The sequence below is a fragment of the Olivibacter ginsenosidimutans genome (assembly GCF_039542865.1).
In the GTDB taxonomy this organism is placed as follows: domain Bacteria; phylum Bacteroidota; class Bacteroidia; order Sphingobacteriales; family Sphingobacteriaceae; genus Olivibacter; species Olivibacter ginsenosidimutans.
The window spans coordinates 224,180-241,158 of record NZ_BAABIQ010000041.1; the positions used below are offsets into that span (position 1 = coordinate 224,180).

Below are 16,979 nucleotides of genomic sequence, written 5' to 3' on the forward strand. Positions count from 1 at the left end.
TTTGGCTTTATTAATTAGTATAATGTCTTAGCAAATGCGTCACTTCTTCAACGTTTTTCTCTTGGTAGCTCTTTTATGGTTTCCTTCTATAAGCATTAAAGCTCAGGATTATTCGCTAATAGCAAATACCTATGAAGCATCAAAAGGCGATAGTATTGTGTATACCCTTTATCAAGGTAGGGGTCTTGATTCAACGGAAATAGCTCCAGAAGCTGTGAAGAATTTAATTTATGCCAACTATACACAGGGTGGCAAGAAAGCTGCTGATACCATTCCGTTGGACAAAAGCTTTATGCAATATCGAGCGCTACAACAAAATGAAGGACAGAGTTTATTAACGATAGAATTTAAAGGCGGAACGGTAACATATGATCAATTGGTTGTGGAAGATTTTGCTAAAACAGAAAATTTAACCGAACTAGCAGGCATTATAGATTCATCTGGTTTCACTACAGAATATACTGCCAATACCTTTTTTACGGCTAAAGTACTTACTGTAACCGGTAAACCTAATGGAAGTTTGTATAAAAATAAAGAGTGTAAACAATTGGAAATTGTGCTGGAGCAGAATCCATATAAACTGCAATATGGAGATGATATTGCCGCAGTAATTCTTTTGGATGGTAAACCACTACAAGGTACCAGTACAACGATATACACGAAGTCAATTTCAGGTCAAGTGCATGCCTCTAAATATAGATCAGATGCCGATGGAAAAATCTATTTTAAATTAAATCGCTCTGGGTTATGGTTATTGCAAACAGTGTATGCTAATCCAAGCCAAGAGAAAGGAGCAGACTATAATTATTATCAAAGTTCTTTCTCTTTTAGGTTTAGTCATTAGCCGTTTTTTTGTGCATTGCCTTTCGCGTTACGAGGATATATACCTTACACCATCAACCTTATACCTCTTAAAACGTATAACTTAATACTTTATAACTTTCTACTGTCTTTTTCTAGCCATTGTTTACTAAAAGATGTTGGTGATACAGTTGGTAATTTCCGTTTTGGTCCCCATACCTTGGCGAAAAATCGTTGCAGAATAGTATTTTTAAACTTTCCTCCAAAAAAGTCGAGCCACTTGCGATTGGCTATCGCTTTTGTAAATAATTTCCAGCCCCATTTTTCAGTTACAGAAGACTGTCCTTGATTAACGGCATCTCTGCGATTAAGTAAAAGCATTTTATGAATGTCGATCTTAACCGGACATACTTCAGAACATTTTCCGCAAAGACTGCTGGCATAGCTGAGGTGTTTAAAATCTGCCATACCTTTCATATGTGGCGTAATAATAGACCCTATTGGCCCACTATAGGTTGTGCCATAGGTATGCCCGCCAATGTTTTTATAAACAGGACAAGCATTAAGGCAAGCCCCACATCTGATACAATACAGACCCTGCCGTTGTTCTTTTTGCGCTAGTAAATCAGTGCGGCCATTATCCAATAAGATCACATACATTTCTTCCGGTCCGTCATGCTCTTCATCTTTTTTGGGGCCGCTTAAAATAGTATTATAAACGGTGAGGTTTTGCCCAGTCCCGTGATTAGCCAAAAGAGGCCAATAAAGATCTAAATCCTGAATGGACGGAATAAGCTTTTCGATGCCGACGATAGCGATATGTATTTTAGGGAATGATGTACTTAGGCGCGCATTACCCTCGTTTTCGGTAATTGCTATACTTCCCGTGTCAGCAATCAAAAAATTTGCTCCCGTAATACCTACTGATGCTTGCAAGTAATCGTTACGCAATAATGCTCTGGCTTTAGCTGTAAGCTCCTCTGCACTAGCTTCTTTTGCTGTACCGAAGCGTTCATAGAACAATTGAGCGATATCAGCTAAACTAAGATGCATGGCTGGCGTGACAATATGATACGGTTTTTGTCCTAGTAACTGGACAATATATTCCCCTAAATCTGTTTCTATCGATCGAATATGATGGTTTTCCAAAAAGGAGTTTAATTCCACCTCTTCCGTAACCATAGATTTTGATTTAACGACAGTTTTTGCATGAACACGATTGAGTATAGCCAAAATTTCCTCTTGCGCTTCGCGAACGTCATTCGCCCAGATTACCTTACCTCCGTTCTTTTGAAAATTAGATTCAAACTCTGGCAAAAGTTTGTCTAAGTTTTCCATTACGCGCCATTTGATGCTGTGTGCTTTCCGCTTAGCGTTTTCAAGACTATTCCAGCGTTTTAAACCATGATTAACCGACTGGTCATACCGATCAATGTTGAAATTAATTACCTTTCTATGTGAAAGGTCAAAGGCTTTTTCTTCACTAGCTGAAATAAAATCGGTTGCAGTCTTTGTTGACATCGTTTAGTTGTTTATGCTATAACGTAAATAAGAAAAACTTATTTTTTGTTTGAATCCACTATTGGGCGGTCGTTTCGGTTTACTAAGTCCCAGGCAGTGTAAAAAACTAATTTAGCACGTTCTGTGAGTAAACGGAAATTTATTTTGTCTATCGTATCACCTGGGCTATGGTAGTCTTCATGTATACCGTTAAAATAAAAAATAACCGGAATTTTATGTTTGGCAAAATTATAATGGTCTGATCGGTAATAGATTTTTTCTGGGTCATTCGGATCATTATACGTATAATCTAAGCTTAGCTTAGTATAGTTTTGGTTTGCTGTCTCACTAATGGTATGCAGAATAGAGCTTAATTTGTCTGACCCCACTAAATAAACGTAGTCAACTTTTGATTGATGTGGTGGATCGATTCTCCCAATCATGTCTATGTTTAGATTAGCAATGGTATAAGCCAGCGGAAATACAGGATGCCTAGTATAGTAATTCGATCCTAATAAGCCTTTTTCTTCACCGGTGACAGTCATAAATAAAATGCTCCGCCTCGGGCCATGCCCATCTTGTTTAGCCTTTGCAAAGGCCTTGGCAATTTCCAATACACCGGTTACACCAGAACCGTCATCATCAGCTCCATTGTTTATTTTACCATCAGGATTAACACCGATATGGTCGTAATGCGCCGTAATAATCAAAAGCTCTGCTTTTTTATCCGTACCTTCCATATATCCCAATACGTTTTGTCCTTTAATGGGTACTGTTTTTCGGCCAAAGGCAATATGAACAGCTGTAGCGATGGTGAAATTTAACGGTGTACGACGGGCATTAATTTTGGCTGTCAACTGTTGTAACGTATAACCCGATGGTTTTAATAACCTATTGGCTACTCTTGGTGGTAAATAGATTACTGTCGGAGCTGTTGGAGACACATTGGTATTAATTCGTTGAATATCTTCGCTTAACTTAATAACTTCTGCATGTGTCGTTTTTTGCAGTTGCTTCAATAATGAATCCGCTACGGAAGAAACAGTTAGCACTAATTTTGGACGTTGGCGCAAAATATAGGATAAGCACTTTCCTCCGTTGTTGCTTAATTCCCCTTCGTTAAGCAATAAAACAACTTTGTCCTTAATACTAAGCTGTTTTAAATCATCGAATCGTTTATGGTTAATACCAGCGCCGATAAATAAAATTTCATCGGTGTCAACAATTTGTCTTGATTTTTGGCCAATGATCAAAAAGTCCTTATCCGCTAAAAATTCTTGATTGCCAATAGTAAAATAATCAACGGAGAAATGCTGGGAAGCCAGTTTTACAGGTTGAAAATAGGTTTGATTTACAGGGGCTTCTAAGCCAAGCAACCTGAATTGTGCCGCAATGTATTCAGCCGCTTTATCCGCTCCGGGCTTTCCGGTTTCCCTACCCTCAAAAGCATCAGAAGCGATAATTTCCAAGTGCTTTCTTGCGGATAGAGTATCGATCGTCTCTGCATATGCTGTTGGTGCTACCTGCTGCGCAAAGCAGAAACGAATTACTAAGCTCAACGTGAGTCCTAGTTGGATGCTGTTGATGGGCATTATAAAAATGAAATTAGCTACAAGCTATTTTATGAACGCGAGTTCCATGCCTGCCACCTTCAAACGCTGTAGTAAGAAAAATGTTAACCATTTCTTTACACGCTTCAATCGAGGTAAACCGGGCAGGTAAACAAATGATATTGGCGTCATTATGTTGACGGGCAAGTGCTGCTATTTCTTTCTGCCAACAAATAGCAGCACGTATACCCTGATGTTTATTCGCGGTAATGGCTACTCCATTCGCACTACCACAGATTAACACACCAGCATCACATGTTCCATTCTCTACAGCATTTGCAGTAGGATGCGCAAAATCAGGATAATCCACCGATTCATGACTATTTGTTCCGAAATCAGTAACCTGGTAACCTAATTCCTGTAAATAACTTACCAATGTCGTTTTGTAATCGAAACCAGCATGATCACTACCAATTGCAATTTTTTTTAGTGTATTCATTGTTATTATTAATTAAAATCAGACCCCAAGGGGTTCTTTGATACATTAAAGAACAAACAAAAATCAATAATTCAAAATTTCTCCAGGCGGGTAGCGTATTGATAACTTAGATGCACAACATATATACCTTTCCACAGTGATTACTGATGCTGTCGTAACTATACAAGGTACTCACAACGGGCAACTTTTAACATCAATAGCTACCCGTTATAAAATTCCTTTTCTGCTTTAAGTTTAGCTCTTTGTACCCTACCCGCAATGACAATGCTTAATTCGTACAACAAAAATAAAGGAAAGCTTACCGTTAGCATCGTAAGAATATCAGGTGTCGGTGTAACCACCGCTGCTATGACTAGAATGATAACGATGGCATATCGACGTGTTGCACGCATAAACTGGGGTGTCATTATTCCTATTTTGGAGAGAATATAAATGATAATAGGTAGTTCAAATACCACTCCGGTACCCAATGTCAATGTTGCAACTGAAGATAAGTAAGAGTCTACTGTGATCTGATTATCGATTTCAGGGCTTACCGTATAATGAGCCAGGAAATTAACCGATAATGGTGCGATCATAAAATACCCAAATAATATGCCTAGGACAAACAGGAGCGTCGCATAAAAAACAAAGCCATTGGCCGACTTCCGTTCAATGTCAGTTAATGCAGGTTTTACAAAAAGCCAAATTTCATATAAAAGGTAGGGAAATCCCAATACAAGACCAATCAGTAGCGATGAGTTCAACTGTAATGTAAACTGTCCAGCCATATCGGTATTAATAATATTAATCGGAATTTCTGTGACACAGAAGTCAGGGCCAAGATTAAATCGTTCACCAATGATACACATCATGCGGTATGTCCAAAAATCGGGTTTTTTCGGTCCCATGATAATGGTGTCAAAAATAAAATCATAAAAAGCGAAAGAAAGCCCCATAAAAATGGCTATTGCAATTGCTGAACGAATTAAATGCCATCTCAAGACTTCCAGATGATCGAAAAAGGACATTTCCGCTTCTAATGACTTGCCTTTCTGTTTTATAGTCTCAATTAGTTTTTTGCCAGAAATTTCGCTCATAGTTTACTCGTCTAGGAAATCCAATGAATTTTATGCTTTTTGCGGTGTAGCGGATTTCGTACTGCACCAGATTACTTAACAAAAATACCATTCTTAATGGTAAGAATGGTATGTTATGTTTGGTTATATTAAGAAAAACGTCATTTTATTCAGAAAGGTCAAAAGTCTCCATGAATTTGGTCGTAAAATTACCTGCTCTGAAATTAGGGTCTCTCATTAATTTAAGATGTAAGGGGATCGTCGTTTGAATGCCTTCAATAACGAACTCACTTAGGGCTCTCTCCATGGTAGAAATAGCTTCTTCTCGCGTTTGTGCAACGCAAATGAGTTTAGCAATCATGGAATCGTAGTTGGGAGGGATCTGATAGCCTGCGTATACGTGTGTATCAATCCGCACACCATGTCCACCAGGTGAGTGAAAGGTGGTGATTCTCCCAGGCGAAGGGCGGAAATTATTGAATGGATCTTCCGCATTAATACGACACTCGATGGCGTGCATATTCGGTTCGTAATTTCTACCCGATAGAGGTACACCTGCTGCAACTTTAATTTGTTCTTTGATGAGATCGAAGTTAATAACTTCTTCTGTTACAGGGTGTTCTACCTGGATCCGAGTATTCATTTCCATAAAATAGAAGTTCCGGTGTTTGTCTACTAAGAATTCAATCGTTCCGGCGCCTTCGTAATTAACGGCTTTAGCTCCAGCTATCGCTGCTTCGCCCATTTTCTTTCGTAGTTCTGGAGTGATAAAGGGAGAGGGGGCTTCTTCTATTAATTTTTGATGACGTCGCTGAATGGAACAATCGCGTTCCGATAAATGGCAGACTGTTCCATATTGATCTCCGATAACCTGGATTTCGATATGACGGGGATCTTCTACAAATTTTTCCAAATATAATCCATCGTTTCCGAATGCAGCACCTGCTTCTTGTCTTGCAGAATCCCAGGCATGTTCAAATTCACTATCTTTCCAAACAACACGCATTCCTCTTCCGCCACCACCGGCAGTAGCTTTTAAGATAATGGGATAACCAATTTCGTTAGCGATTTTTAATCCTTCCGAAATAGATGAAACGAGCCCTTCGGATCCGGGTATCGTTGGGACGCCCGCATTACGCATGGTGTCCTTAGCCGAGGCTTTATCTCCCATCCCACGAATCTGTTCTGGCGTGGCGCCAATAAACTTTATCCCATAATCGCGACATATGGCGGAAAATTTCTCATTTTCTGAAAGAAATCCATATCCCGGATGAATGGCGTCCGCATTGGTTAATTCAGCTGCGGCTATAATATTAGGAATGTTTAAATAGGAATCTTTACTAGGAGGGGGGCCGATGCAAACAGCCTCGTCAGCAAAACGAACATGCAGACTTTCACGGTCAGCGGTTGAGTAAACTGCAACGCTTTTGATGCCCATTTCTTTACATGTTCTGATAATGCGTAAAGCAATTTCCCCGCGATTAGCTATTAATATTTTTTTAAACATGAATTTCTATAAATAAACCAATGTAATTTCGGTTAAATGGAATTGTCATTAGGATGGATCAACCAGAAATAAGGGCTGATCGTATTCCACAGGTTGAGCATTATCAATAAGTACTTTTACTATTTTTCCAGAAACATCAGATTCAATTTCATTAAATAGTTTCATGGCTTCTACAATACATACCACTTGTCCCGCCTTAACTTCGTCCCCTACATTAACAAAAGCGGGTTTATCAGGGCTTGATGAACGGTAAAAAGTGCCAATCATGGGTGATTTTATAGTGATATATTTGGAAGAATCATCCGTTGGTTTTGTTTGATTGGCTATTTCCTGTACAGGGAGATTATTTGCCTGTGGAATAGAAGGAGAAGGTATTGATGCTACCGGCGCAACGGTTGGAACTGTTGCAGTAACATAGGTCGGTTCCTGATTTGTTTTAATCGTTATTTTGAAGTCCTTTTCTTCGATGGAGACTTCATTAACGCCTGATTTGGCAACAAACTTAATCAGGTCCTGAATTTGTTTAATATCCATGCTCATATTCGTTGATGCTATGTTTAATATCTAACTCTTATAATCGTATACGTTATAAATTATTGTCTGCAAACTTAGATAAAATGCTCCGTATTCACGAACTTACCCCGTTTTTTTTAATATGCCCATTTTAGGTAAACGGAGCCCCAAGTAAAACCACCACCAAAAGCAGCCAAAATCAAGACATCTCCTTTTTTTAGTTTGTCTTCCCACTCCCAAAGACATAAGGGGATTGTACCACTGGTAGTATTCCCATACTTTTGAATGTTGATCATTACTTTTTCGGCACCGAGCCCCATGCGTTCGGCTGTAGCATCGATAATCCGTTTGTTCGCTTGATGTGGAACAAGCCATTGCACATCGTCTGCACGAAGGTGGTTCCGCTCCATAATTTCTGCGGCAACATTGGCCATATTCGTTACAGCAAATTTAAATACGGTTTTTCCTTCTTGAAAAGCGTAATGTAATTTTTGGTCAACTGTTTCATGGCTAGCAGGCATTAGCGAACCTCCAGCTTTAATATTTAAAAATTCTTTACCGCTTCCATCGCTTTTTAATATGGCATCTAATACACCTAAGCCTTCGGTATTAGGCTCCAGCAATACGGCTCCACAACCGTCTCCGAAAATGATACAAGTAGCTCGGTCCTCATAATCAATAATAGAAGACATTTTATCGCCACCAACCACCAGTACTTTTTGATGTTTCCCCGACTCGATGAATTGGGCGCCGGTAGTCAGGCCATAGATAAAACCAGAGCATGCAGCTTGTAAGTCAAAACCCCAAGCATTCTTAGCACCTATTTTATCAGCTAATATGTTGGCCGTTGCCGGAAAAGGCATATCTGGGGTGCTTGTACAAAAGATAATAAGATCAATTTCCGCTGCAGAGATACCCCGTTTTTGGAGTAGTCCTTCCACGGCAGGGACAGCCATATCCGATGTCGCTAACCCTTTGCCTTTTAATATACGGCGTTCTTTAATACCCGTTCGGGTTGTAATCCATTCATCATTGGTTTCAACCATGGTTTCCAATTCCTGATTGGTCAATATATAATCAGGGACATAACCATGGACAGCAGTTATTGCAGCGTGAATTTTAGACATGCTTAATTTTTTATTTAAAGGCGGCTTTTACCTTGTCTACAAAGTTAGATTCTATCATATTACGCGATAATAAAACCATATTTTTAACGGCCTCAGGATTAGAAATGCCATGGCCAATAATAACCGGTGCGTTTACGCCCAAAATCGGACTTCCTCCATATTGCTCGTAATTGAATCGACTAAAGAATTTGTCCTTAAATCCTTTTTTTAGGGTTAAAGCATAGAAGGATTCCGCTAATTTTAGTACTACATTTCCGGTAAATCCATCGCACACAATAACGTCAATATGATCTTCAAAAAGATCCCTACCTTCAATATTTCCAATGAAGTTGAAGGCTTTCGTTTCTTTCATTAATGCATGCGCAGCTATCGTCAGCATATTGCCTTTTTCTTCTTCTTCCCCAATGTTAAGTAGGGCTACAGCAGGGTTGTTGTGGTTGTAAATGTGTTGTGCATACAGACTACCTAATAGACCAAACTGAAGTAAACTATCTGGCTTACAGTCTGCATTGGCTCCAACGTCTAACAAAACACTAAATCCTGCTGTCAAGCGTGGAACGTTGGTTGCAATGGCCGGACGAATTACGCCGGGAACTGTTTTGACACTAAACATAGCGCCTACAAGCATCGCTCCCGTATTTCCAGCAGAAGAGAAAGAATCGATTTTGCCTTCTTTGAGTAGTTGAAAGCCTAGATTGATGCTTGCATTAGGTTTTTGGGCAATGGCTTTAGTAGGGTGTTCGCCCATGCTAATGGTTTCAGTGGTATGGACAAATTCAAAAGTTGAGGGTTCAATACCCGCCTCCGCTAAAATCGGGAGTGCTAATTCTTTATTACCGATAAGTACTAATTGCTGATTATCTGATAATATTTTTGAGGCTTCGATCGCTCCTAAAACAATAGCTTTAGGGGCGTAATCACCTCCCATAATATCTAAGCCAATCTTCATCCTTGATTATCGTTACTTTTTCGTCTCTAACTAAAACATCCCAAAGTACCGCATTTTTTTGCAAATAGCAGCGCTTTGGGATGTTTTTTTACTATTGGAATCTGCATGAGCTACCGGTCAAAAATGGATAAGGATAAATCCGGCTCACGCAAGCTTCATCACCTTTACAAAACAGTTTAAGTAGATCAAAAATCAACTTAAGCAATCGAGGTGTTTTCAATAAGTAACTTGCCATTATAGTATAGATTGCCGTCTACGTTATAAGCACGGTGTGGTAAATGCACAGCACCCGTGGTTTGGCAAGTGGTCAAGCTTGGTAATTCTGCTTTATAATGTGTTCTCCTTTTGTCTCTTCTAGACTTAGAGGTTTTACGTTTTGGATGTGCCATCTTGTATTTTAATTATTGTTTTTTATTTTCTTTAATATGTCCCAACGTGGGTCAACTTGTTCTGTTGCTTTTTCTTCCTTGCTCAGATTCTTTAACTTATTTACCATGGTCTCGTCACAATGGGCATTTAATCCCTGCTCTTCACACCTGCTATAATAAGGCACCGATAAGTTTATATACTCATAAATAACGGTTGTTAAATCTAATTCATGCTCATTTTTTTTGAGCACGATGATTTCATCGGTAGAATCAGATAGCTTATCGTGTTCATCAAACTTGATAATCAAACGCTCCTTAATATCTGTAGGACTGGAAAACTGATTTAAACAGATATCGCAGGTAAGCTCTATAGTCCCTGTGATATGGATGTCTACAATCATCATCGTTTCTTGTTTATCTAAAATCACTGCCGCTTTTAATAATCCTTGTTTAACAATGGAATACTCAAATTCATGAAAAAAATCGGCGTTTATTTCAAACTCGAATACATGTTTTCCTAGTTTTAAGCCAGTAAACGGAATACGATATTGATTTAAAAATTTCAAAGCACGATAATTAAGCTCGCAAAGTTAGGAATAATAAGTAAAATGTGAAAGTTTTTTTTAAATACTTCGCGGCTGATCAGGCAGGCACAAAACATATTTTTGCGTTTGTGTACCGATAAAATTATAGATTTTATACGTTCTCTGTTAATCCCGGTCTTTTGTTAGCTTTCTAATTTTTAGTGGATTAGCTAAGAGTTGCTCTTGTTCCCTCCGTCGGTTAACAATGCTTAAGGCCGCAAATATAGCTTCTCTAAACGATTGCTCAGAAGCTTTGTTCTTTCCTGCGATATCATAGCCTGTGCCATGATCAGGTGATGTGCGTATAACGGGCAATCCTGCAGTAAAGTTTACGCCGTTATGAAAAGCGATCTGCTTAAATGGGATTAATCCTTGGTCATGATACATAGCCAATACGCCATCAAATTGCCTGTAATGACCGCCGGCAAAAAAACCATCAGCAGGATAGGGGCCGAAGGCAAAAATGTCTTGTTCGTTGGCCTCCTGAATGGCAGGAACGATCAGCTCTTGATCCTCTGTTCCTATTAAACCATGGTCGCCTGCATGGGGGTTAAGCCCCAATACCGCAATTTTAGGTTTCTGTATCCAAAAATCAGTCTTGAGGCTATCATTCATTAAGCTTAGCTTGTTGATGATTGCATCTTTCGTTATATGGGCAGCAATATCTTTTACGGGGATATGCCCCGTAACGACACCAACTTTAAGTTCTTCACTGATCATGAACATTAGTACATCGCTTGAAGAGGTTCTAGATTGAATGTATTCGGTATGTCCTGGAAAGTTAAAGTTTTCTTGCTGAATATTATGTTTGTTAATTGGAGCGGTTACTAATGCATCAATTTTTTGATTAATGAGGTCGTCCGTTGCTCTTTCAAGCGATAGAAAGGCATATTTACCGCCAATTTCATTGGATTCTCCAAGCGTAATCTTAACATCTTCTTGCCAGCAATTGATCATATTAGGCCTTTTTTCATGGGCTTGATCGGGATGCTGGATAACATTAAAACTGAAATCCGAAATTCCAATGGCTTTTCGGTGAAAGGAAGCTACTTTGGTATTTCCATAAACAATAGGAGTAAAAAAGTCAAGTAACCGATGATCTGCTAAAGTTTTGATGATAATTTCTAACCCAATACCATTAACATCTCCGATACTTATACCTACTTTTAGTTTGTCACTCATACTCGATTGCCTATTTAATTAGGCCAAACTTAGGTAAAAATGAAATTAAATGCAATTTTGTATAAGCTTGTTAGTTGCCCAATTGTTATCCTTGCGAAAGTGCTGATGCCGACATAGATATAGATATTGTTTCATTTTTAGTTATTGTACACCTAACAATAACTGTATCTTTGACAAAATAATCATTCAAAATGACTCAAGTCCGTGCGAAGAAACATCTTGGACAACACTTCCTTACCGATAAGCATATTGCTCGAAAAATAGTTGATGCTTTACAACTAGATCATCAGTACCGTACTGTTTTAGAAGTAGGTCCGGGAATGGGAATCTTATCCGATTTTTTATTGGCTGATAAACGGTTTAAAACGTGGTTAATTGATATTGACAACGAGTCGATAGCTTATCTAGCCAATAAATACCCCTCAATAGGGGAGCGATTGATTCATGGTGACTTTTTGGAAGAAGATTTTAACCGACTTTTTAAAGATACTATGGCGATTATCGGAAACTTTCCTTACAATATTTCGTCCCAGATTTTATTTAAAATATTAGAAAATAGAACAAAAGTAGTAGAGGTGGTTGGAATGTTCCAAAAAGAGGTTGCAGAACGGTGTACAGCAAAACCAGGGACTAAAACCTATGGTATTTTAAGTGTTTTTTTACAAGCATACTATCATGTAGAATATTTATTTACTGTTAAAGCGGGTGCATTTAATCCACCACCAAAAGTGCTTTCAGGGGTGATTCGTTTGGTTCGTAATGAGGTAGAATCATTAGCCTGTAATGAAATGCTTTTTTGGAAGGTAGTTAAAGCGGGATTTAATCAACGGCGAAAAACGTTACGCAACGCCTTAGCCGGTTTGGTAAATAAAGATCGAATGATAGCAGATCCTTTATTGGAACTTCGGGCGGAACGTTTAAGTGTTGAAGATTTTGTATTATTAACGAATCAAATTGAAAAGAGCATTGCTACTAAATAATTCATGACTGATAAAAAAGAAACCGCTTTCCATTGGAAAATTTTAATCGTTGATGATATCCATCCCATTTTCTTAGAGCAACTGAACCGTTTAGGTGCTACATGTACTTACTTGCCAGACATTGATTTGGATGGAGCTTTGGCGATTTTGTCCGATTATGATGTCCTAGTCATCCGTTCCAAATTTAAGGTAGACGCGGAAGTTCTAAAAGTTGGCAAGAAATTGCAATGTATCGCGCGGGCTGGTGCAGGCATGGATAATATTGATGAACAATTGGCTACAGATAAGAAAATTCAATTGCTGAATGCACCTGAAGGCAATTGTGATGCGGTTGCTGAACACGCTTTGGGTATGCTTTTGTCTTTAATGAACAACTTGCCTAAAGGAGACAAGGAAATTCGGACAGGATTATGGAAACGGGAATCAAATAGAGGAATTGAACTTGGAGGGAAAACCGTCGCGCTTATCGGTTACGGGAATAATGGACAAGCTACTGCGCGAAAGCTTTCCGGGTTTGGTGTTCGAATAATCGCTTATGATAAATATAAGACCGGTTTTTCCGATGGTTACGTGCAAGAGGTAAGCATGGAGCAAGTAGTCAAAGAAGCGGATGTGTTAAGCTTACACATACCGCTGACGAGAGAAACACGTAATTTAGTAAACCGTGAATATCTTTTTCATTTTAGAAAACCTATTTTTTTCTTGAATACTTCTAGAGGAGAAATAGTTGATGTAGATGCGGTGTTGGAAAATATCAGTCAAGGTAAGATTCTCGGAGCTGCATTTGACGTATTGCCTATTGAGAAATTTCCAGCATTACAAAAAACCTCATGGTATGAAAAATTGATAGCAAGTGATAACGTTTTACTTAGTCCACACGTCGCAGGCTGGAGCGTAGAATCTTATTATAAGATTGCTGCTGTTTTAGCCAACAAGCTGATTCATTTTATTTCAACTAAGGGTTAGTAGATCTTCGCATCTAAGGAGATAGCTTTATTTATTCGGTGAGTTCAATACAACAAAAAGGCTGACATTGATTAAATGTCGGCCTTTTGTTGCTAATTTGTCTTTATGCGGAAAAAGAAGTTCCACATCCGCAAGTACTTGTCGCATTTGGGTTATTAAAAGTAAAGCCCCTGGCATTTAAACCATTTTGAAAATCTATTTCCATGCCGGCTAGATATAACCCATGGGCCTTATTCATGAAAATTTTAATACCGTCAATATGATACTCCGTATCGCCGTCTTTTTTCTGATCAAAACCCAGTATGTAGTTCATTCCTGCGCAGCCTCCGCCCTCGACACCCACACGAAGGCCAAAATCATCGGTAATCTCTTGTTGTTCTCTCAATTTTTTCAGTTCTTTTATGGCTCCTTCTGTTAACTTCAATGGAGCGGTATCTGTTGCTATACTCATAATATTGCTATTTTTTGGAGCTCATAGTGAGCTATAATCTGTTTGCAAAATATACTTATATGCACAAAGATACGGTTAATTGTTTTTTTTTGATAGTAAGCCTTGTTTATGACCCTCTTTTAACAAAGCGTGTAAAAAATAATTTATCAGCTTAAGCTGCAGTTATTGTCAAGCAAAGATTTGAATATAGTGACTTTTTGTCTGTTTTTATTTGTTTTTTATGACGTAATGTCTTGTTTCTTGCAATTTTAAGGGTTGGTATTTGATTTGAATAGGTGGAGTAAAGAATAAGAAACAACTAAATAATAGGAGATAAAAAATGAATATTACAAGATTTATAGACAACAGCAATAGGGTTAAAGCAATAGATCCTTGGGTAAACAATATCATTGATAATCTATTTTACGATTCATCTGTTTCACCTCGCACCATTTCAAAAACGCCTGCTGTAAATGTTGCGGAGACAGTGGATAGTTTTCAAGTAGAATTTGCTGCGCCGGGTTTTGCTAAAGAAGATTTTAAAATTAATATTGAAAAGGACGTGTTGACAGTAAGCGGTGAGCATAAAGTAGAAAAGTTAGAAGATGATAAAAAGTTTAGCAGAAAGGAATTTAGTTATAGCTCATTCAAGCGTTCTTTTACCTTGCCAGAGACAGTGGATATCAACAAGATTGAAGCGAATTATAAAGATGGCATATTAAGTTTGGTAGTAGGAAAGAAAGTTGAAGAAAAACCTGTGGTTAAAGAAATTGCTGTTAAGTAATTGGGTGTGAGATTTAGGTTTAAAAAAAGAAAGGGTTGCGATCGCAACCCTTTCTTTTTTTAAACTAACTCATCTTGAGTTTCTTTTGTATGTCTTGAACGTAAGATTTAAATTTCTTGTCGGTATCAATCAAATCTTCAACAGTTTGGCAAGCATAAATCACGGTAGAATGATCACGGCCTCCGAAATATGCTCCAATAGACTTTAAAGATGTTTTTGTATGATTTTTTGCCAAATACATAGAGATTTGTCTTGCTTGAACAATTTCTCGTTTTCTGGTTTTTGATTTGACCATTTCTACAGGTACTTCAAAATATTCACAAACCAATTTCTGGATGTAATCAATCGATATTTCTTTATTAGCGTTTTTGATAAAATTTTTAAGCATTGACTTAGCTAAGTTCAAGTCAATTTCTTTTTTGTTTAAAGTAGCTTGTGCCAGCAAAGACACCATAGCGCCTTCTAGTTCCCGTACATTATTATCAATATTATTGGCAACATATTCTACAACTTCATAAGGTAGGTCGATACCGTCTGCATACATTTTCTTTTTTAGAATAGCCATTCTAGTTTCTAAATCAGGCACTTGCATATCGGCAGATAATCCCCATTTAAACCGGCTCAATAAACGTTCTTCTAAACCGGCGAGATCTTTTGGTGCTTTATCGGAGGTAAGAATAATTTGTTTCCCCGATTGGTGCAAGTGATTAAAAATATGGAAGAAAATATCTTGGGTTTTGTCTTTACCCGCGAAATTATGTACATCATCCATAATGATAACATCCATCGCTTGATAAAAATTGACAAAATCATTGATGGTATTATTTTTAAGTGAATCCACAAATTGCTGGCAGAATTTTTCGCAGGAAACGTAAATGACCAATTTGTCTGGTATATTGCGTTTCACTTCATTTCCAATAGCTTGCGCTAAATGCGTTTTTCCTAGCCCTACCCCCCCATAAATCATAAGTGGATTAAAGGATGTTCCGCCCGGTTTGCTAGCTACGGCATAACCAGCAGAACGCGCAAGCCTGTTGCAATCGCCTTCTATGAAGTTGTCAAAAGTATAGTTTTGGTTTAATTGTGGATCTACTTGAAGTTTCTTTAAGCCCGGAATGACAAATGGATTCTTAATATCTTTATTTAAGGCGACAGGTATGGGAATGGATTGTCTTTTACCCTCCGCTCCATTACCATTAGATGGTATATTAGTCGTGTAAGGAATGTTTTTATTAGATGATTTTTCCACGACGATATTGTACTCTAATCGCCCATTTTCTCCTAATTGCTTTTTTACCGTTTTTCTTAATAGGCCTACATAATGTTCTTCTAACCATTCGTAAAAAAATAAACTGGGTACTTGTATGGTTAATACATTTCCTTCCAGACGCAAAGCAGAGATCGGTTCAAACCATGTTTTAAAGCTTTGAGCTGGAATGTTATCTTTGATGATTTCTAGACAGCTATTCCATACACTTGTACTCGTTTTTTCCATGCCGTAATTTCTAATATTCTGATTATCAATAATCGGAGGTTGAAATGTTAATAACCTCTCGGAGTTTCGAAGTTCACAAAAAAAAACAACTAAAAAAATTAAAATTTAAATTATGTTTTAATGTCTTGTTTTACAGCTTATTGCCTTATTTTTTTAGTGTGTTAGGTGTTGTCCGTTTTTGTCTAAATAATTTTCCACACCTGTTTATTGGTGTTCGCTTGCCTCACCGAAAAATAGTAATGTGGTTGGTGAAAATCGCCTTGAAAAGGCTATGCTTATAATGGCTCTGCACTTTAGGGTAAATTTCTAAATAATCTTGTAAAAAAAGAATTAAAATTTTAGAAAAATAAACATGCGTGTTTATCTGCTTGACTAGCAGATATTGAGTGGATGGTATACATGGATTTAGTGTATATAGTATATGTACATATGAAGTTATGGATTAGTATATTTATACGAATCCTCTTTATCTAGAATGCTTTCTGTTTAAATTTTTGCGAGGAATGTATGTTATACTTCTTATATCTGATCTCTTCTATAATACATAGGATATTTAAAACGAAATGGCTAGCAATAGATTCAAAAAATCCAAGTTATTATAGTGTATGCGTGTAATCAAGAGGGGATCAAGGTAAGTAATAGGGATTAAATAATAGGATAATGATAGGGGATTCAATAGGACCTCA

At 37.8% G+C, this 16,979-nt stretch carries 17 protein-coding genes; 4 read left to right on the forward strand and 13 right to left on the reverse strand.

Features of this window, described 5'->3' with window-relative positions:
- Nucleotides 1–34: 34 nt before the first annotated feature.
- The gene (locus ABD930_RS16715) at nt 35–844 is read left to right on the forward strand and encodes a DUF4198 domain-containing protein (protein WP_345233244.1); all 810 of its coding nucleotides are present in this window, start codon (nt 35–37) and stop codon (nt 842–844) included.
- Nucleotides 845–933: 89 nt separating this feature from the next.
- On the opposite strand, the gene ABD930_RS16720 is transcribed toward ABD930_RS16715, so the two are convergent.
- From ABD930_RS16720 to pdxA, 11 genes are all read right to left on the reverse strand, one after another.
- Complete coding sequence (locus ABD930_RS16720) at nt 934–2,322, reverse strand: LutB/LldF family L-lactate oxidation iron-sulfur protein (protein WP_345233246.1); 1,389 nt, start codon at nt 2,320–2,322, stop codon at nt 934–936.
- Nucleotides 2,323–2,360: 38 nt separating this feature from the next.
- Entirely contained in the window at nt 2,361–3,893 is a 1,533-nt protein-coding gene (locus ABD930_RS16725; RefSeq protein WP_345233249.1) for a M28 family peptidase, read from the reverse strand.
- A gap of 13 nt (nt 3,894–3,906) precedes the next feature.
- Complete coding sequence (rpiB, locus tag ABD930_RS16730) at nt 3,907–4,350, reverse strand: ribose 5-phosphate isomerase B (RefSeq protein ID WP_345233251.1); 444 nt, start codon at nt 4,348–4,350, stop codon at nt 3,907–3,909.
- Nucleotides 4,351–4,550: 200 nt separating this feature from the next.
- The gene (gene tatC / locus ABD930_RS16735; RefSeq protein ID WP_345233254.1) at nt 4,551–5,429 is read right to left on the reverse strand and encodes a twin-arginine translocase subunit TatC; all 879 of its coding nucleotides are present in this window, start codon (nt 5,427–5,429) and stop codon (nt 4,551–4,553) included.
- Nucleotides 5,430–5,574: 145 nt separating this feature from the next.
- Nucleotides 5,575–6,915: an acetyl-CoA carboxylase biotin carboxylase subunit gene (gene accC / locus ABD930_RS16740; RefSeq protein WP_345233256.1), complete on the reverse strand. Its 1,341-nt coding sequence runs from the start codon at nt 6,913–6,915 to the stop codon at nt 5,575–5,577.
- Between the two features lie 48 nt (nt 6,916–6,963).
- Nucleotides 6,964–7,455: an acetyl-CoA carboxylase biotin carboxyl carrier protein gene (gene accB / locus ABD930_RS16745; RefSeq protein ID WP_345233259.1), complete on the reverse strand. Its 492-nt coding sequence runs from the start codon at nt 7,453–7,455 to the stop codon at nt 6,964–6,966.
- 110 nt (nt 7,456–7,565) lie between these two features.
- Nucleotides 7,566–8,555 carry a beta-ketoacyl-ACP synthase III gene (locus tag ABD930_RS16750; RefSeq protein ID WP_345233261.1) on the reverse strand — a complete coding sequence of 330 codons (990 nt, stop codon included), beginning with the start codon at nt 8,553–8,555 and terminating at the stop codon, nt 7,566–7,568.
- Nucleotides 8,556–8,565: 10 nt separating this feature from the next.
- Complete coding sequence (gene plsX, locus ABD930_RS16755) at nt 8,566–9,504, reverse strand: phosphate acyltransferase PlsX (RefSeq protein ID WP_345233266.1); 939 nt, start codon at nt 9,502–9,504, stop codon at nt 8,566–8,568.
- A 197-nt stretch (nt 9,505–9,701) separates the two neighbouring features.
- A complete protein-coding gene (rpmF, locus tag ABD930_RS16760) occupies nt 9,702–9,893 on the reverse strand; it encodes a 50S ribosomal protein L32 (RefSeq protein ID WP_093333064.1) in 192 nt (63 codons plus the stop codon).
- Nucleotides 9,894–9,901: 8 nt separating this feature from the next.
- Complete coding sequence (locus ABD930_RS16765; RefSeq protein ID WP_345233272.1) at nt 9,902–10,438, reverse strand: YceD family protein; 537 nt, start codon at nt 10,436–10,438, stop codon at nt 9,902–9,904.
- Between the two features lie 144 nt (nt 10,439–10,582).
- On the reverse strand, nt 10,583–11,638 hold the full coding sequence (gene pdxA / locus ABD930_RS16770; RefSeq protein WP_345233274.1) for a 4-hydroxythreonine-4-phosphate dehydrogenase PdxA: 1,056 nt from the start codon (nt 11,636–11,638) through the stop codon (nt 10,583–10,585).
- Between the two features lie 191 nt (nt 11,639–11,829).
- Between pdxA and rsmA the strand changes: the two genes are divergently transcribed.
- A complete protein-coding gene (gene rsmA / locus ABD930_RS16775; RefSeq protein WP_345233276.1) occupies nt 11,830–12,618 on the forward strand; it encodes a 16S rRNA (adenine(1518)-N(6)/adenine(1519)-N(6))-dimethyltransferase RsmA in 789 nt (262 codons plus the stop codon).
- 3 nt (nt 12,619–12,621) lie between these two features.
- Nucleotides 12,622–13,584 carry an NAD(P)-dependent oxidoreductase gene (locus ABD930_RS16780; RefSeq protein ID WP_345233279.1) on the forward strand — a complete coding sequence of 321 codons (963 nt, stop codon included), beginning with the start codon at nt 12,622–12,624 and terminating at the stop codon, nt 13,582–13,584.
- Between the two features lie 103 nt (nt 13,585–13,687).
- On the opposite strand, the gene ABD930_RS16785 is transcribed toward ABD930_RS16780, so the two are convergent.
- Entirely contained in the window at nt 13,688–14,035 is a 348-nt protein-coding gene (locus ABD930_RS16785) for a HesB/IscA family protein (RefSeq protein WP_345233282.1), read from the reverse strand.
- A gap of 319 nt (nt 14,036–14,354) precedes the next feature.
- Between ABD930_RS16785 and ABD930_RS16790 the strand changes: the two genes are divergently transcribed.
- On the forward strand, nt 14,355–14,798 hold the full coding sequence (locus tag ABD930_RS16790) for an Hsp20/alpha crystallin family protein (RefSeq protein ID WP_345233285.1): 444 nt from the start codon (nt 14,355–14,357) through the stop codon (nt 14,796–14,798).
- A 64-nt stretch (nt 14,799–14,862) separates the two neighbouring features.
- On the opposite strand, the gene dnaA is transcribed toward ABD930_RS16790, so the two are convergent.
- The gene (dnaA, locus tag ABD930_RS16795; protein WP_345233288.1) at nt 14,863–16,293 is read right to left on the reverse strand and encodes a chromosomal replication initiator protein DnaA; all 1,431 of its coding nucleotides are present in this window, start codon (nt 16,291–16,293) and stop codon (nt 14,863–14,865) included.
- Between the last annotated feature and the right edge of the window lie 686 nt (nt 16,294–16,979).

Bases quoted from the DNA above. Each gene is read 5' to 3' on its own strand.
- ABD930_RS16715 (WP_345233244.1), top strand. From the start codon at position 35: ATGCGTCACTTCTTCAACGTTTTTCTCTTGGTAGCTCTTTTATGGTTT.
- ABD930_RS16720 (WP_345233246.1), bottom strand. From the start codon at position 2,322: ATGTCAACAAAGACTGCAACCGATTTTATTTCAGCTAGTGAAGAAAAA.
- ABD930_RS16725 (WP_345233249.1), bottom strand. From the start codon at position 3,893: ATGCCCATCAACAGCATCCAACTAGGACTCACGTTGAGCTTAGTAATT.
- rpiB (WP_345233251.1), bottom strand. From the start codon at position 4,350: ATGAATACACTAAAAAAAATTGCAATTGGTAGTGATCATGCTGGTTTC.
- tatC (WP_345233254.1), bottom strand. From the start codon at position 5,429: ATGAGCGAAATTTCTGGCAAAAAACTAATTGAGACTATAAAACAGAAA.
- accC (WP_345233256.1), bottom strand. From the start codon at position 6,915: ATGTTTAAAAAAATATTAATAGCTAATCGCGGGGAAATTGCTTTACGC.
- accB (WP_345233259.1), bottom strand. From the start codon at position 7,455: ATGAGCATGGATATTAAACAAATTCAGGACCTGATTAAGTTTGTTGCC.
- ABD930_RS16750 (WP_345233261.1), bottom strand. From the start codon at position 8,555: ATGTCTAAAATTCACGCTGCAATAACTGCTGTCCATGGTTATGTCCCT.
- plsX (WP_345233266.1), bottom strand. From the start codon at position 9,504: ATGAAGATTGGCTTAGATATTATGGGAGGTGATTACGCCCCTAAAGCT.
- rpmF (WP_093333064.1), bottom strand. From the start codon at position 9,893: ATGGCACATCCAAAACGTAAAACCTCTAAGTCTAGAAGAGACAAAAGG.
- pdxA (WP_345233274.1), bottom strand. From the start codon at position 11,638: ATGAGTGACAAACTAAAAGTAGGTATAAGTATCGGAGATGTTAATGGT.
- rsmA (WP_345233276.1), top strand. From the start codon at position 11,830: ATGACTCAAGTCCGTGCGAAGAAACATCTTGGACAACACTTCCTTACC.
- ABD930_RS16780 (WP_345233279.1), top strand. From the start codon at position 12,622: ATGACTGATAAAAAAGAAACCGCTTTCCATTGGAAAATTTTAATCGTT.
- ABD930_RS16785 (WP_345233282.1), bottom strand. From the start codon at position 14,035: ATGAGTATAGCAACAGATACCGCTCCATTGAAGTTAACAGAAGGAGCC.
- ABD930_RS16790 (WP_345233285.1), top strand. From the start codon at position 14,355: ATGAATATTACAAGATTTATAGACAACAGCAATAGGGTTAAAGCAATA.
- dnaA (WP_345233288.1), bottom strand. From the start codon at position 16,293: ATGGAAAAAACGAGTACAAGTGTATGGAATAGCTGTCTAGAAATCATC.